Source organism: Sorangium sp. So ce590 (genome assembly GCF_051521365.1).
Lineage (GTDB): Bacteria > Myxococcota_A > Polyangia > Polyangiales > Polyangiaceae > Sorangium.
This window is the reverse complement of record NZ_CP150346.1, coordinates 9,888,118-9,902,663: the sequence shown is the minus strand read 5'-3', so window position 1 is coordinate 9,902,663 and position 14,546 is coordinate 9,888,118. Positions and strand designations below refer to the sequence as shown.

Below are 14,546 nucleotides of genomic sequence, written 5' to 3'. Positions count from 1 at the left end.
GACTATGCCGCGCCGGGCGCGCGTTCGTCACGCAAGTTTTCGCCAGCGCCGCCGCGGCACCGCGGCACCGCGGGCGCGCCGTCACGGCAGGGCCGGCCGCGGGCCGCGATCAGAAGACGCCCGTCACCGCGATGCCCTCGGCCGACACCGTGAGCTCGGCTTGCCCGCGCGGAACCAGGGCGTAGGTGAGCGTGGCGCCCAGGGCAGCGCCCCCCGCGACGAACGCGGCGACGCCGACGGTCCGGAAGGCGCGCATGTCGCCGTAGGCCGAGGCGGAGTCGCGGCACATCGGCCAGGTCACCCGGAAACATCCGCTCGGGCCCGCGGCGCGGGCCGCCGCTCGGCCTGCCGCTTCCTTCTTCTCCGCGGCCATCATCATCACGCCCCCGAGCGCGGCGAGCGTGACGGATAGCCCCACGCCGCCGACGATCACGTCCGGCCGCGGTCCGGGTCGGGGAGGCAAGGGGCTCGGCCGCGGGCCGCCCGCCCCCACCGCGGCGCCAGGCTCGGCCGCGGCGTCAGGCGCAGCGCCAGTCCCGCCCGCGGCGCCAGTCCCGCCCGCGGCGCCAGTCCCGCCCGCGGCGCCGGGCTCCCCGGAAGGCGCGGCGAACGTGAGCGTCACCTCGCGCGTCCCGCCGCGCGGGACGTCGATCTCCGCCACCGCTGCCCTGCCGTTCAACGACGCCCGCACGACGTGGCGCCCAGGCAGGACCGGGACGGGCTCGCCGTCCTCGAGCTCGACGGGCTCGCCGTCGATCGTGACCGCCGCCCCCGCGGGCGCGACGACGCGGAGCTCGCCGACGAGCTGGCGCGCGCGGGCGAGATCGGCGAGCCGCGACTCGTAGAGCTCGCGCTCGCCGGGGGTCCTGGGCTTGCGCATGATCTCCTTGCACAAGGACAGCCAGCGCACCGCGGCCGGCGCCTCGCCGAGCCGGAACGACAGCGCTCCGAGGTTGCAGGCGGCCACCTGGGAGCGCTCGACCTTCCACACCGCCATCCACAGGTCGCGCGCGTCGGCGAGCCGTCCCTCGTCGACCGCGGCGTGCGCCTGCGCCATGAGACGGGCGCTCGTCTCGGAAGGACGCTCGGCGACTGCCCCCGGCGCGAGCGTGAAGAGCGCAAACCCGAGCCCCAGCCGAATGCCAAGACGAACGTTCCCGTGCACAGGTGTGACCTCCCCGCCCGGAGCCCGGGCTCTGGCGCGCGCCAAGGCCAGCTCGAACCGCGCGCCGGCAGCCTCCATGAACAGACCGAGCGTCCTCGCGAAAGCAACGGCGGCACGGAGAGGCGCTCCGCGCAAGCCTCGTATGCACAGCAATTGAAGGGTGTCAAGCCGTGCACGCCCGCGCGGCAGGAAGTCAAGCCGCACGCCCGCGCGCGACGTCGCCGCCTGGCCCCACCCCTCTCCGCGGCGTCGCTGTGCCCCCGCGCGCATCGCCGCGCCCCCCGCGCAGCCCGCCGGCGCCCGCGCCGCGCGACGCATGATAGCGTGAGCCGCGCCAGCACGATCCGTGCGGTCACCCCCGTCCCCGAGGAGATCATGAAGCGAGAAAAGCGACTGACCAAGCGCGAGCGGAAGGCGCTCGCGCCGGCGCGCCCGGCGGCGCAGCAGCACGGGCATCAACACATCCACTGCGTCGCCTGCGGCAAACACCTCGATGCGGTGGAGTTCGGGGTGCAAGGGACAGCGACATGGATCCAGTGCCTGCACCGGTCGCGCTTCGCCTCCTGCACCCAGTGCGTCGAGATGTCGAAGCGCCTCCTGGCCGAGCACGACCGCACAGGACAACCGGTGCAGTCCGCCCAGGCCTGGCACTGAGCGCGAAATCACAGCGCTCCAGCTCGTCTGGTAACTCCAGAGGCAACGCCAGAGGCAACGCCTGAGGTCGCTCGCACCACAGCGCACCACAGACGGACGGTCTGGACAATCGTCAGCACACATCCTCTCCAGCTCACCCCGGCGGCCGTCCTCCCCGGATACGCTTGCGCTCGGCGCCCTTTGCGCCAATGGTTTGCGCCCCATTCATCTCGGAGGATCTGCATGACGAAACCAATCCGCCGCGCGGGCGTCATCGGCGCGGGCGTCATGGGCAGCGGCATCGCCGCCCACTTCGCGAACGCCGGCATCGAGGTCCTGCTCCTCGATATCGTGCCCCCGAACCTCAGCGACGCCGAACGGAAGGACCCGGCCGCCAGGAGCCGGTTCGCCGCAGGCGGGCTCGAGAAGGCCCTCAAGGCCAAGCCCGCCGCCTTCTTCCACCCGTCCCACGCCCGCCTCGTGCGCACCGGCAACACGGAAGATCACTTCGCCGAGCTCGCCCAATGCGACCTCGTTATCGAGGCGATCATCGAGAAGATGGAGCCGAAGCGCGCCCTCTTCGCCCGCCTGGAGCAGGTCATGCGGCCGGACGCGATCGCGGCGTCGAACACCTCCGGGCTGCGCATCGAGGAGATGATGCAGGGGCGCTCCGCGGACTTCCGCAAGCGATTCCTCGTCATGCACTTCTTCAACCCGGTCCGGTACATGAAGCTCCTCGAGCTCGTCACCGGACCCGACACCGACCCGGCCGTCGTCGCCCGCGTGCGGAAGCTCGGCGAGGACGTGCTCGGCAAGGGCATCGTCTTCGGCAAGGACACCCCGAACTTCGTCGGCAATCGCATCGGCACCCACGCGATGCTCACCGCCATCCACCTCATGCTCGAGGAGGGCCTCGCGCCAGAAGACGTCGACGCCATCACCGGCGTCGCCATGGCGCACCCGAAGAGCGCGAGCTTCAGGACAGGCGATATCGTCGGGCTCGACACCTTCGCCCACGTCGCCGAGAACTGTTACACGGCGCTCGATCGCGACGAGGACCGCGACGTCTTCAAGGTGCCCGCCTACATCCGCAGCATGATCGAGGCGAAGCTCCTCGGCGACAAGACCAAGGGCGGCTTCTACCGCAAGACCAAGGAAGGGCTCGAGACGCTCGACCCGGCGAAGCTCCAGTACCGCCCGCACGGCGGCGACGAGGCGATCAAGAAGGCGACGCGGTCGTGCGAGAAGATCGAGGACCCCGCCGCGCGCGTGAAGAAGCTCGCCAGCGACCCCGGCAAGGCAGGGCAGTTCGCGTGGAAGGTGCTCTCCCGCTCGCTCGCGTACACGGCGCGGCGCGTGGGCGAGATCGCCGACAGCATCGTGTCCATCGATGACGCCATGCGCTGGGGGTACAACTGGGAGCTCGGGCCGTTCCAGACCTGGGACGCGCTCGGCTTCGCCGAGACCGTCGAGCGCATGCAGAAGGACGGCATCCAGCTGCCCGAGTCGATCGTCCGCATGAAGCAGAGCGGCGCGACCTCGTTCTACCGCGCCGACGGGGCGGTGTTCGATCTGCTCAAGGGAGAGTACGTCGCCCGCCCGATCGATCCGCGGAACGTCACGCTCGCCGGCGCGCGCCGCGGCGTGAAGGCCGTGCTCGCCAACGACGGCGCCGAGGCGTGGGACCTCGGCGACGGGGTGCTCGGCGTCACCTTCAAGACCAAGGCGAACAGCCTCGATCCGGACTCGATCGGGATGCTCTCGCTCGCCGCCGAGAAGGCCGAGCAGGACTTCCGCGCGCTCGTCGTCTTCAACCAGGGCGAGCACTTCTGCGTCGGCGCCAACCTGTTCCTCGTGGCGATGGCCGCGGGCAACCAGGACTGGGACGCGATCCGCAAGATGGTGAAGGCGTACCAGGACGCGACGCAGCGGCTGAAGTACGCGAGCGTCCCGGTCGTGGCCGCGCCCTACGGGATGACCCTGGGCGGCGGGCTCGAGCTCTGCTTCGCCTGCGACGCGGTGCAGGCCGCGGCCGAGACGTACGCGGGGCTCGTGGAGGTCGGCGTCGGGCTGATCCCGGGCGGCGCAGGGACGCTCAACATGCTCTGGCGCGCGTTCGAGGGGATCCCGGAGGGCGTGCCGGTGAACTCGTACGACCTCGTGACGCAGGTCTTCAAGAACATCGCCCTCGCCAGGGTCGCGACAAGCGCGGACGAGGCGAAGGCGCTCGGCTTCTTCCGCAAGACGGACGGCGTCTCGTTCGACCGGGCGCGCCAGCTCCACGAGGTGAAGGCGCGCGCCGTCGGGATCGCCGAGGCCGGGTACCACGCGCCCGTGCCGCGCGCCTACAAGCTCCCGGGCGAGAGCGGGATCGCGACGCTGCAGATGATGATCGACACGCTCGTCGCCGGCGGCCACGCCAGCGAGCACGACGCGAAGATCGCGCGCAAGCTCGCCGAGGTGCTCTGCGGCGGCGTGGGCGGCGCGGCGCGCGAGGTGACCGAGGACGAGATCCTCGAGCTCGAGCGCGAGGCGTTCGTCAGCCTGTGCGGTGAGCCCAAGAGCGCTGAGCGGATGCAGTACATGCTGATGAACAACAAGCCCCTCCGGAACTAGGTGAACGCCATGGTCGACGTCGTAATTGCAGAGGCCGTCCGCTCGGCCGTTGGCCGGGCCCACAAAGGGTCGCTCGCGCAGAAGCGCCCCGACGAGCTCGCCGGCGAGGTCGTCGCCGCGCTGCTGAAGCGCGTCCCGCAGGTGAAGCCGGAGGACATCGAGGACCTCGTCCTCGGCTGCGCCATGCCGGAGGGCGAGCAGGGGCTCAACGTCGCGCGCGTCGTCTCGCTCCTCGGCGGGATGTCGCAGGACGCCTCCGCGATCACCATCAACCGCTTCTGCTCGAGCGGGCTCCAGGCGATCGCGAACGCGGCGGGCAGCATCGCGATGGGGTCGCTCGACATCGCCGTCGCCGGCGGCGTCGAGTCGATGACGATGGTCCCGATGACCGGCAACAAGCTGAGCGCGTCGCCGGAGGCGATGGAGCGCTGTCCGACGGTGTACACGCCGATGGGCATCACCGCGGAGAACGTGGCGAACAAGTTCCAGGTGAGCCGCGCCGACCAGGACGCGTTCGCGCTGAAGAGCCACCAGAAGGCGGCGGCGGCGCGCGCGGCCGGGCGCTTCGAGGACGAAATCGTCACCGTGAAGGGCGTGCGCTACGAGAGCGGCAAGCGCGTGACCTTCGACTTCCGCACCGACGAGCTGATCCGCAAGGAGACCACGGTGGAGGCGCTCGCGGGGCTGAAGCCGGCCTTCGCGGCGAAGGGGAGCGTCACCCCGGGCAACAGCTCGCCGCTGTCGGACGGCGCCGCCGCCGCGCTCGTGATGAGCAAGGCGAAGGCGGACGCGCTCGGCGTGAAGCCGCTCGGGTACTTCCGGGCGTTCGTGACCGTGGGCGTCGACCCCGCCATCATGGGGATCGGCCCGGTGCCCGCGGTGCGGAAGCTGCTCGCCAGGACGGGGCTGAAGATGGCCGACATCGATCTGTTCGAGGTCAACGAGGCGTTCGCGTCGCAGGCCGTCTACGTGCAGCGGACGCTCGAGATCCCCGAGGAGAAGCTCAACGTGAACGGCGGCGCGATCGCGCTCGGCCACCCGCTCGGGTGCACCGGCGCGAAGCTCACCGCGACCGCCCTCCACGAGCTCCGCCGGCGCGGCGGCCGGTACGCCATCGTCACGATGTGCATCGGCGGCGGCATGGGGGCGGCCGGCCTGATCGAGCTGGCCAGGGCGACCGCGAGCGCCTGATCCCGGCGCGCTGACCCCGCCCCGCGCGTCCCGTCCACGGCCCGCCCCGCGCGTCCCGTTCACGGCCCGAGCGCCGCGCTCCGGCTTTCCTGCGGCGGGGCGATGGCCTATAGATCGCCCATGCCGAGCCACCTGACGACCTTTGAAGGGTCGATCCCCGAAGCCCTGAAGCGAGCCATCGAAGCGAAGATCGAGGGCTCCACCGCCGAGGTGACCGGCGGCGGAGGGCACTTCAACCTCGTCGTGACCGCCCCGGTGTTCGCCGGCAAGAGCATGCTGGAGAGCCAGCGGCTGGTCTACGGCGCGATCTCCCACCTCATGGCCGGCGACCAGGCGCCGGTCCACGCGATCGACAGCCTGAAAACGCGCACTCCCTGAGCGGGGGGCTGGTGGGGGTCGCGCGCTAGCGCCGCTCCTCCTCGCAGGTGCTGCTGCAGCCGTCGCCGCTCACCGTGTTGCCGTCGTCGCACTCCTCCCGCGCGGTCTGGATGGCGTCGCCGCACACGGAGACGCAGGTGCTGGGCTCGCCGCTGCAGATGTAACCGTACGTGACCTCGCAATCCGGGCTGCAGCCGTCCGCCGCGGCCGTGTTGCCGTCGTCGCACCCCTCGTTGCCGATGAGCAGGCCGTCACCGCAGGCCGGGCCGCAAGCGCTCGGCTCGCCGGCACACTCGTAGCCCGCCTCGACCACGCAGACCGGGCTGCAGCCGTCCTCGCTCATGACGTCGCCGTCGTCGCAGATCTCGGCGCCGCGCAGGAGGCCGTCGCCGCACATCGTCGAACAGATGCTCGGAGCGCCGGAGCAGGTGTAACCGGGCTCGAGGGCGCAGTCCTCGCCGCACCCGTCCTCCGCCGCGGTGTTGCCGTCGTCGCAGCCCTCGGCGCCGGCCACCGCGCCGTCGCCGCACACGCCGCCGCCGGCGTCACCACCGCCATCGCCGCCGCCACCGCCTGCGCTCGTGGTCCCGCCGGTGCCGGCCGCCGTCGTGCTCGACACGGAGCCCGACCCGGCCCCGCCTGCGCCCGACCCGGCCCCGCCTGCGCCCGACCCGGCCCCGCCTGCGCCCGACCCGGCCCCGCCTGCGCCCGACCCGGCCCCGCCGGCCCCACCGCTGCTGTCGTTCGGGGCTTCCTCCCCGCACGAAAGGAGCGCCACGGCCGCGAGCGCCGCGACCAACCCAGTCCACCTCGTTAGCAGCATCTGTCCCTCCAGCAGCGAGGTCCGCGAGCGCCGGTGGCCTCCCCCCGACTCCGCACCGAGCACCTGTCGCCGCAACCTCTCACGGAATACCCGTCTGCAATCGCCAGGACAATTCTAGCGCCACTGACGCGCTCGGCTCCCGCCACGCACGGATCGCGCGGGCGAGGGCGGGCTTCCCCGGCAAATCGCAGGCGCTCCGGCGACGGGTGGCGGCGCTCGGCGCCCGTCGCCGGAGCGCCGCGGGCGAGGGCGCCCCCGCGCCGGAGGGGCCCCGCGCCCGCCAGCGGCCGAAGCCCGCAGCGCCGTCTGTTTGACACCGGAATTCACGCGGTGGTACGTGGCGCCGAGCGCCATCTCCAGGTGCGCTTGCCCCACCGCGACCTCACCAGCCCGAGGATCCTGCCATGACGCCTCGCTCTCCGTTGCTCCCCGCCGAACCGCGCCCGGGCGCCCCCGACACGCCCGACGACCGGCGCGCGCTGCCCGCCCGCGGTCGGACCGACCGGGCCCGCCGCCCGGGCGCCGCGCTGCTCTCCCTCGCCCTCGGCGCCGCGATGACCGCCGCCGCCGCGGGCGACGCCGCGGCCCAGACGCGCGCGGGCGGCACCAACGGCGACGGCATGGACCTGCACCTGTTCCGGCCGGCGGTCGACTCCAAAGGGCTCTTCTCGGTCAACGGAGCCGACGTCCTCGGCGCCAACGATATCAGCCTGGGGCTCGTGCTCGATTACGGGCGCAACATCCTGCCGATCACCGACAACGGCACAGAAACGAAGGTGATGCTGAATCACGCGTTTCAGGGCACGTTCCAGTTCGATTACGGCATCGCGAACTTCCTTGTCGTCGGGCTCTCCGCCCCGGTGGTGCTCAACGCGGCCGACCCGATCAACGACATCGGCCCGGGCCCCGGCCAGAACTACGACGACGACTCGCTCGACGCCCAGTCGCTCGGCAACCTGGCGGTCCACGCCAAGGTGCGCCTGCTCCGCCCCGATCAGGACGTGATCGGGCTCGCCCTGATCGCCCAGATCGGCGTCGGCGTCGGCGGGACCGAGGACTTCGCCTCGGATCCGGGCTTCTTCTTCTGGCCGCAGCTCGTGCTGGAGAAGCGGTTCGGCATCACCAACCCGTTCCGGATCGCGGCGAACGTCGGCTACCGCGGCCATACAGGGGAGAACCCCGCGTTCGGCCTGCGCTCGGACAACACGACCTTCCAGCTGAAGCACGGGGACTTCAAGTACTCGGACCTGCTCACCGGCGGGTTCGGGATGAGCTACCGCGTCCTCACGCCGCTCGACCTCGTGGCCGAGACGTACCTGACCCAGCAGGTCGGCGGCGGCGAGAGCAGCAAGCAGAAGCTGTCGGCCGAGGCGGTCGGGGGCATCAAGCTCTTCATCGAGCGGAACAGCTTCCTCATGCTCGGCGCCGGGGTCGGGTACACGCCCGGCTTCCAGGCCGCGGAGCAGCGCGCGACCATCGGGTTCGTCTTCGAGCCGTCCATCGGCGACCGCGACGGCGACGGCATCAAGGACGATCAGGACGACTGCCCCGACGAGCCGGAGGACTACGACGGCTTCCAGGACACAAAGGCCGACTCGCCCCCGGGGAAGTACGGCTGCCCGGATCCGGACAACGACGAGGACGGCATCCTCGACGTCGACGACCGCTGCCCGAACAACCCGGAGGACCGCGACGGCGACGAGGACGACGACGGCTGCCCGGAGGGGAGCGACGGCGATCGCGACGGCGACGGCATCCTCGACTCGCGCGACAAGTGCCCGGACGAGCCGGAGGACCGCGACGGCTTCCAGGACAAGGACGGCTGCCCCGACCCCGACAACGACAAGGACGGCATCCCGGACAAGGCCGACCAGTGCCCGAACGATCCGGAGGACAAGGACGACTTCGAGGACGAGGACGGCTGCCCCGACCCCGACAACGACAGGGACGGCATCCCGGACGTTGTCGACAAGTGCCCGAACGAGCCCGAGACGTTCAACGGCCTCGAGGACGAGGACGGGTGCCCGGACAAGGGCAGCGTCGTGATCGAGGAGAACAACATCGTCATCCTCGAGAAGATCCAGTTCGCGACCGGCAGCGCCGAGATCCTCCCGGAGTCGTTCGGCATCGTGCAGGCGGTCGCCGAGACGCTCAAGCACCACCCGGAGTTCTCGCTGATCGAGGTGCAGGGGCACGCCGACGAGCGCTCGGCCGACGCGTACAACCTCAAGCTGACCCAGGCCCGCGCGGACGCGGTCGCCGCGGCGCTCGTGCAGCGCGGCGTCAACAAGAACGCGGTGCGATCGATGGGCTACGGCGAGTACTGCCCGCTCGATCCGGCCCACAACGCGGCGGCCTGGGAGAAGAACCGGCGCGTCGAGTTCAAGGTCGTGCGGACCGACAAGGGGCCGACCAACGTGGAGCTCGGCTGCGACACGGCCCGGGCCAAGGGCGTCGTCCCGCCGCCGCCCTGAGCGGAGCGCGCCGCGCGCGGCGCGGGCGTCAGCCGCGCGCGGCACGGCCGATCTGGACAGGACAGGTCGGCCCGGGGGAGAGTGACCCCATGAACGCCCGCGCCACGCTCTCCGCCGCCGCGACGCTCGCGGCGGCGGCGCTCGCCGCCCTGGCGAGCGGCTGCATCGACACCGACGCCGCCGTGTTCGTCGATCTATCCATCGCCGCGCCCGAGGCGACCGTCTCGTCGAGCGCGCTCGGGACCGGCGTTCAGGCGAGCTTCGCGCTGAAGCTCCACCTGGGCCCGCGGGCCAGCGGGCCCAGCCGCGTCGCGGTGCGCACGTTCGAGATCGTGAGCGCCGATCGAACGACGGCGATCGTGGCGCCGCTCCCCGTCGAGACCACAACGGCGCTGCCGGTCGAGGTCGCTCCGGACAGCGACGTCACCGTGGCGTTCACCGTGGATACGAGCGCCGGGGGCGCGACGCTCCCGGGCGACGCCGCGGCGGCGCTCTGCGCCGCGGAGGGGATCCGGATCACGGGCGCGATAGAGGACTCGCTGGAGGACGGGGCGACGCCGGTCGCCTCCGAGGTGTTCCACGCGCGCTGCCCGTGACGCGCCGCCTGCGCCGGCGATCTCGGCGTTCACCGGCGCCATCCCGCGCGCGCCGCGCTAAAATGCGGGCCATGGCGCACCGAGAGCCCACCCCCCCTCCGGAGACCGAAGCGGATCGCGCGCTCGGGTCACCGGGCCACGCCGACGAGAGCCGCGCCGACGCGCCCCGTACCACGAACGGCGGAGGCGGCGAGGGGCTCGGGCTCGACGAGGACGGGCTCGCGGCGCTCCGGCGCGCGGTGGCCGCGTGGCGCGAGGGCCCGGTCGCCGAGGCGTCGGCGCGCTTCCCGCCGCGCAACGAGAGCTTCACCACCTGGAGCGGCGTCGACGTGCCCGACCTCGCGACGCCGGCCGACGCGCCGGTCGACCACGCGGCCGACCTCGGGCTGCCCGGGGAGTACCCGTTCACGCGGGGCGTCCAGCCGACGATGTACCGCGGCAGGCTCTGGACGATGCGGATGTTCGCCGGCTTCGGCACGCCGGAGCAGACGAACGCGCGGTTCAAATACCTGCTCGCCGAGGGGCAGACGGGCCTGTCGACCGCCTTCGATTTCCCGACGCTCATGGGCTACGACTCCGACTCTCCGCGGTCGCTCGGCGAGGTGGGGATGTGCGGTGTCGCGGTCGACACGCTCCGCGACATGGAGGTGCTCTTCGACGGCATCCCGCTCGACCAGGTGACGACGTCGATGACCATCAACGGCCCCGCCGTCGTGCTGCTCGCGTTCTATATCGCGCTCGCCGACAAGCGCGGGATCCCGCGCAAGCGGATCGGCGGGACCGTGCAGAACGATTGCCTGAAGGAGTTCATCGCCCAGCACGCCTGGCTCGTGCCGCCGCGCCCGGCGATGCGCATCGTGACCGATATGATCGAGTTCTGCGCGCGCGAGGTGCCGCGGTGGAACTCGGTGTCGATCAGCGGATACCACATCCGGGAGGCCGGCTCGACCGCCGCCCAGGAGCTCGCGTTCACGCTCGCGGACGGGCTCGCCTACGTCGAGAGCTGCGTCGAGCGCGGCCTCGACGTCGACTCGTTCGCGCCGCGCCTGTCATTCTTCTTCGATGTCCACAACGACTTCTTCGAGGAGATCGCGAAGCTCCGCGCCGCGCGCCGCATGTGGGCGCGGTTCCTCAAGGAGCGCTACGGGGCGAAGCGGGCCGAGAGCATGAAGCTGCGCACGCACGCGCAGACGGCCGGCGTCTCGCTGACCGCCCAGCAGCCCTACAACAACGTCGTCCGCGTCTCGCTCCAGGCGCTCGCCGCCGTGCTCGGCGGCACCCAGTCGCTCCACACGAACTCGCTCGACGAGACCTACGCGCTCCCGACCGAGGAGAGCGTGACCATCGCCCTCCGGACGCAGCAGATCATCGCCCACGAGAGCGGGGTCGCGAACACCATCGATCCGCTCGGGGGGAGCTACTACGTCGAGTGGCTCACCGATCGCCTGGAGCAGGAGGCGCTCGCGTACATCCAGCGGATCGACGAGATGGGCGGGATGGTGCCCGCCATCGAGAAGGGATATCCGCAGCGCGAGATCGCCGCCTCGGCCTACCGGTTCCAGCGAGAGCTCGAGTCGAACGAGCGGATCATGGTGGGCGTCAACCGCTATGCCGGCGCCGCCGAGAAGACGATCCCCCTCCTCCGCATCGACGAGGAGGTGCAGCGGGTGCAATGCCAGAACCTGGCCCGGGTCAAGGCCCAGCGCGATCAGGACCAGGTGCGAAGCGCGCTGGCCGAGGTGCGAAGCAGCGCGCGCGGTCGCGATAACCTCATGCCCCCCATCATCGCGGCGGCCAGCGCGTACGCGACCGAGCAGGAGATCTGCGACGTGCTGCGCGACGTCATGGGAACGTACAGCGACCCGGCGGAATTCTGAGCTCCCGAGAAGGGCCCGGAGCGCCGCCCGCCCCGGCGTGCGCATCCGATCAGGTCGCGGCCTCACGGTGGCCCATGCAACCCCGCTCCTCGTCAGGTTGACACTTCTCTACCTCGGCCGGTAGAGTGCGCCGGCGTCAGGGTGCCGCAGTCGCGGCTCATCCGTGGCGCCGCCGTACGGTCTGCTGTTGTCGCTGCGCTGCGGCGCTGCGTGCTGTCGGTCGAGTGAGAGGATCGTCGCGGGCGACCGAGGTCGCCGCGAGGGAGCAAGCTTATGAAGAGTCGATCCATGTCGCGCCGCATTTTTGCCCTTTCGGCGCTCGTCCTATCCGTCGGCGCCACGGCGGCCTGCGACAACAAGGGTTCCGAGACCGCCGGGAAGGACTCGGCGGGGGCTGCGTCGGGCACCCCGGGTGCCGGGGCCCAGGGCGGGGCGAAGGGCGGGACGAAGTTCGTCACCATCTCCAGGGAGCAGCAGGCGTCCTGGGTACGCAACTTCAACCCCCTGCTCGGCGAGGGGGCCACGCGCTTCCCCACCGTCGCGGGCATCTACGAGCCCATGATCGTGTACAACACGATGAAGGGCGAGTTCGTGCCGTGGCTCGCCACGAAGTACGAGTGGAGCGACGCGAACAAGAAGCTCACCTTCACGGCCCGCACCGAGGTCAAGTGGTCTGACGGACAACCCTTCTCGGCGAAGGACGTCGCCTTCACGTTCGGGCTCCTCAAGAAGTTCCCGGCGCTCGATCAGACGGGCGTGTGGAAGTTCGTCGAGTCGGTGGAGGCCAAGGACGCCACCACCGTCGAGTTCATCTTCAAGGAGGCCTTCGTCCCCGGGCTCCACTACATCGGCCACCAGCCGATCGTGCCGGAGCACAAGTGGAAGGACGTCGCCGACCCGGTCACGTTCACGAACGAGAACCCCGTCGCGACGGGCCCCTTCACCGAGGTGAAGACGTTCCAGAACCAGATCTACGAGCTCGGCAAGAACCCGAACTACTGGCAGAAGGGCAAGCCGGCGGTCGAGGGGCTGCGCTTCCCGGCGTACCCGGGCAACGACCAGGCGAACCTGGCGCTCATCAACGGCGAGGTCGACTGGGCCGGCAACTTCGTCCCCGACATCGACAAGACCTACGTCGCCAAGGACCCGGAGAACAACCACTACTGGTTCCCGCTCGTCGGCGGCACCGTGACGCTCTACCCGAACGCCACGAAGAAGCCGTTCAACGACATCAAGCTGCGCAAGGCCATCAGCATGGCCATCGACCGGGCGCAGATCGCCAAGATCGCGGTCAACGGCTACACGGTCGGCGCGGACGGGACCGGGCTCGACGACGCCTACGGGCGCTGGCGCAACGAGAAGGCCGCCGCGGCCGGCGACTGGACCACCTTCGACGTGGCCAAGGCGAACGCCCTCCTCGACGAGGCCGGCTACGCCAAGGGCTCCGACGGGATCCGCGCGAAGGACGGCAAGCCGCTGAAGTTCGACATCAACGTCGTGACCGGCTGGTCCGACTGGGTGCGCGCGGTCCAGATCACCACGCAGAGCCTGAAGGCCGTCGGCATCGAGGCCACGCTGAAGACGTACGACTTCAGCGCGTTCTTCGAGGCGCTCCAGAAGGGCACGTTCGACATGTCGATGGGCTGGACCAACACCGAGCCCACGCCGTTCAACTACTACCGCGATCTCATGGCCCCGGAGTTCGTGAAGCCCGTCGGCGAGGTCTCGAACCGCAACTGGCATCGCTTCTCCGCCAAGGAGGCCGAGCCGCTGTTCAAGAAGTTCGCGGCCGCGACGGATCCGGCGGAGCAGAAGAGCATCGTCGACGAGCTGCAGATGATCTACGCGCAGCAGGTGCCGGTGATCCCGCTGTTCAAGAACCCGTCCTGGGGCGAGTACAGCACGAAGCGCTTCGTCGGGTGGCCCAGCAAGGAGAACCCGTACGCCAAGCTGTCGCCGAACAACTCGCCGGACTACCTCATCGTCCTGACCGAGATCAAGCCGAAGTGACGTTCCCTGTGCAGCGCGCCGGACACCCGGCGCGCTGCGCGCGTCTCCCGGCCTAGCTCTTCCCCTCCATCTCAGCACAAACCTTGGCCGCAGCCGGCGCCGGTGCGAAGATCGCACCGCATGCTCCCCTCGGCCGTCCAGATCGCACGGTTTGCTGCGCTCCTCTCCGGAGCCGTCCTCGCCGCCTGCGGCGGCAACCAGCACGCAGGCGCCGCGGCGTTCTGGCAGGGCGACACCGTCGACCCCGCCAGGCCGGTGGACCCTGAAGCCGCGAAGCTGCAGGCGTCGCGCCGGGCGTTCGGCGCGCCCGACGACTTCGATGGCGCTCCCTCCACGCCGCAGGAGCGAGGTCCCTCGTCGTGGGTCGGCGTGCGGCACGACCTCGCGCTCGCGCGCGCCGCGTCGCGGACCGAGCGGTGCAGCTGCCTGGCCGTGGAGGTGGGGGGGGCGCGCGATCCCAGGTTCCAGTGGGCGGCCGGCGCCCCGGAGAGCACGGCCGACAACACGCTCGCCGTCGCGCTGAGCGCGCGCGGGGTGCCCTGTCCGGGCGGCCCCGCCGACGAGGAGAGCCGGCGGCCTTCGATCTCGGCGGTCGATCAGGAGGGGAACGACATCATCATCGAGGTCGAGGAGCTGCCGCCCGGGCGGCCGCTCGCGACCGGCGCCGTGATCCCGAAGCCCGCCTCGGGCGGGGCGGTTTACGTGAAGGGGCGGAGCGCGAAGGTCCCTTACGCGCGCGCCGCCGGCGGCGCGCGCTGCAAGGTGTACTGAGCCCGGCGGCCG

At 71.2% G+C, this 14,546-nt stretch carries 11 protein-coding genes; 9 read left to right on the top strand and 2 right to left on the bottom strand.

Annotated elements, in window-relative coordinates; translation table 11 throughout:
• Positions 1 to 109: 109 nt before the first annotated feature.
• Positions 110 to 1,057 carry a hypothetical protein gene (locus tag WMF28_RS37505; protein WP_437598368.1) on the bottom strand — a complete coding sequence of 316 codons (948 nt, stop codon included), beginning with the start codon at positions 1,055 to 1,057 and terminating at the stop codon, positions 110 to 112.
• Positions 1,058 to 1,540: 483 nt separating this feature from the next.
• On the opposite strand from WMF28_RS37505, the gene WMF28_RS37500 reads away from it, so the two are divergent.
• The 4 genes from WMF28_RS37500 to WMF28_RS37485 all read left to right on the top strand — a co-directional run bounded on the left by WMF28_RS37500 (position 1,541) and on the right by WMF28_RS37485 (position 5,983).
• Positions 1,541 to 1,819 (top strand): hypothetical protein, encoded by a 279-nt coding sequence (locus WMF28_RS37500; protein WP_437598367.1) that lies wholly within the window; start codon positions 1,541 to 1,543, stop codon positions 1,817 to 1,819.
• Between the two features lie 222 nt (positions 1,820 to 2,041).
• Positions 2,042 to 4,414, top strand: coding sequence for a 3-hydroxyacyl-CoA dehydrogenase/enoyl-CoA hydratase family protein (locus WMF28_RS37495; protein WP_437598366.1), 2,373 nt, complete (start codon positions 2,042 to 2,044; stop codon positions 4,412 to 4,414).
• A 9-nt stretch (positions 4,415 to 4,423) separates the two neighbouring features.
• Positions 4,424 to 5,605, top strand: a complete 1,182-nt coding sequence (locus WMF28_RS37490; RefSeq protein WP_437598365.1) for a thiolase family protein — start codon at positions 4,424 to 4,426, stop codon at positions 5,603 to 5,605.
• 120 nt (positions 5,606 to 5,725) lie between these two features.
• Positions 5,726 to 5,983 carry a BolA/IbaG family iron-sulfur metabolism protein gene (locus WMF28_RS37485; protein WP_437575966.1) on the top strand — a complete coding sequence of 86 codons (258 nt, stop codon included), beginning with the start codon at positions 5,726 to 5,728 and terminating at the stop codon, positions 5,981 to 5,983.
• A 25-nt stretch (positions 5,984 to 6,008) separates the two neighbouring features.
• On the opposite strand, the gene WMF28_RS37480 is transcribed toward WMF28_RS37485, so the two are convergent.
• Complete coding sequence (locus tag WMF28_RS37480) at positions 6,009 to 6,806, bottom strand: DUF4215 domain-containing protein (RefSeq protein ID WP_437598363.1); 798 nt, start codon at positions 6,804 to 6,806, stop codon at positions 6,009 to 6,011.
• Positions 6,807 to 7,210: 404 nt separating this feature from the next.
• On the opposite strand from WMF28_RS37480, the gene WMF28_RS37475 reads away from it, so the two are divergent.
• The 5 genes from WMF28_RS37475 (at position 7,211) to WMF28_RS37455 (ending at position 14,534) form a co-directional block, all read left to right on the top strand.
• Positions 7,211 to 9,280 (top strand): OmpA family protein, encoded by a 2,070-nt coding sequence (locus tag WMF28_RS37475; protein ID WP_437598362.1) that lies wholly within the window; start codon positions 7,211 to 7,213, stop codon positions 9,278 to 9,280.
• Positions 9,281 to 9,369: 89 nt separating this feature from the next.
• A complete protein-coding gene (locus WMF28_RS37470; protein WP_437598361.1) occupies positions 9,370 to 9,876 on the top strand; it encodes a hypothetical protein in 507 nt (168 codons plus the stop codon).
• A 71-nt stretch (positions 9,877 to 9,947) separates the two neighbouring features.
• Positions 9,948 to 11,753 (top strand): acyl-CoA mutase large subunit family protein, encoded by a 1,806-nt coding sequence (locus tag WMF28_RS37465; protein ID WP_437598360.1) that lies wholly within the window; start codon positions 9,948 to 9,950, stop codon positions 11,751 to 11,753.
• A 288-nt stretch (positions 11,754 to 12,041) separates the two neighbouring features.
• Complete coding sequence (locus WMF28_RS37460; protein ID WP_437598359.1) at positions 12,042 to 13,763, top strand: ABC transporter substrate-binding protein; 1,722 nt, start codon at positions 12,042 to 12,044, stop codon at positions 13,761 to 13,763.
• Between the two features lie 120 nt (positions 13,764 to 13,883).
• Entirely contained in the window at positions 13,884 to 14,534 is a 651-nt protein-coding gene (locus WMF28_RS37455) for a hypothetical protein (RefSeq protein WP_437598358.1), read from the top strand.
• Positions 14,535 to 14,546 lie beyond the last annotated feature (12 nt).

Coding starts and splice junctions, on each gene's coding strand:
- WMF28_RS37455 (WP_437598358.1), top strand. CDS start 13,884: ATGCTCCCCTCGGCCGTCCAGATCGCACGGTTTGCTGCGCTCCTCTCC.
- WMF28_RS37490 (WP_437598365.1), top strand. CDS start 4,424: ATGGTCGACGTCGTAATTGCAGAGGCCGTCCGCTCGGCCGTTGGCCGG.
- WMF28_RS37485 (WP_437575966.1), top strand. CDS start 5,726: ATGCCGAGCCACCTGACGACCTTTGAAGGGTCGATCCCCGAAGCCCTG.
- WMF28_RS37475 (WP_437598362.1), top strand. CDS start 7,211: ATGACGCCTCGCTCTCCGTTGCTCCCCGCCGAACCGCGCCCGGGCGCC.
- WMF28_RS37470 (WP_437598361.1), top strand. CDS start 9,370: ATGAACGCCCGCGCCACGCTCTCCGCCGCCGCGACGCTCGCGGCGGCG.
- WMF28_RS37460 (WP_437598359.1), top strand. CDS start 12,042: ATGTCGCGCCGCATTTTTGCCCTTTCGGCGCTCGTCCTATCCGTCGGC.
- WMF28_RS37480 (WP_437598363.1), bottom strand. CDS start 6,806: ATGCTGCTAACGAGGTGGACTGGGTTGGTCGCGGCGCTCGCGGCCGTG.
- WMF28_RS37465 (WP_437598360.1), top strand. CDS start 9,948: ATGGCGCACCGAGAGCCCACCCCCCCTCCGGAGACCGAAGCGGATCGC.
- WMF28_RS37505 (WP_437598368.1), bottom strand. CDS start 1,057: ATGGCGCAGGCGCACGCCGCGGTCGACGAGGGACGGCTCGCCGACGCG.
- WMF28_RS37495 (WP_437598366.1), top strand. CDS start 2,042: ATGACGAAACCAATCCGCCGCGCGGGCGTCATCGGCGCGGGCGTCATG.
- WMF28_RS37500 (WP_437598367.1), top strand. CDS start 1,541: ATGAAGCGAGAAAAGCGACTGACCAAGCGCGAGCGGAAGGCGCTCGCG.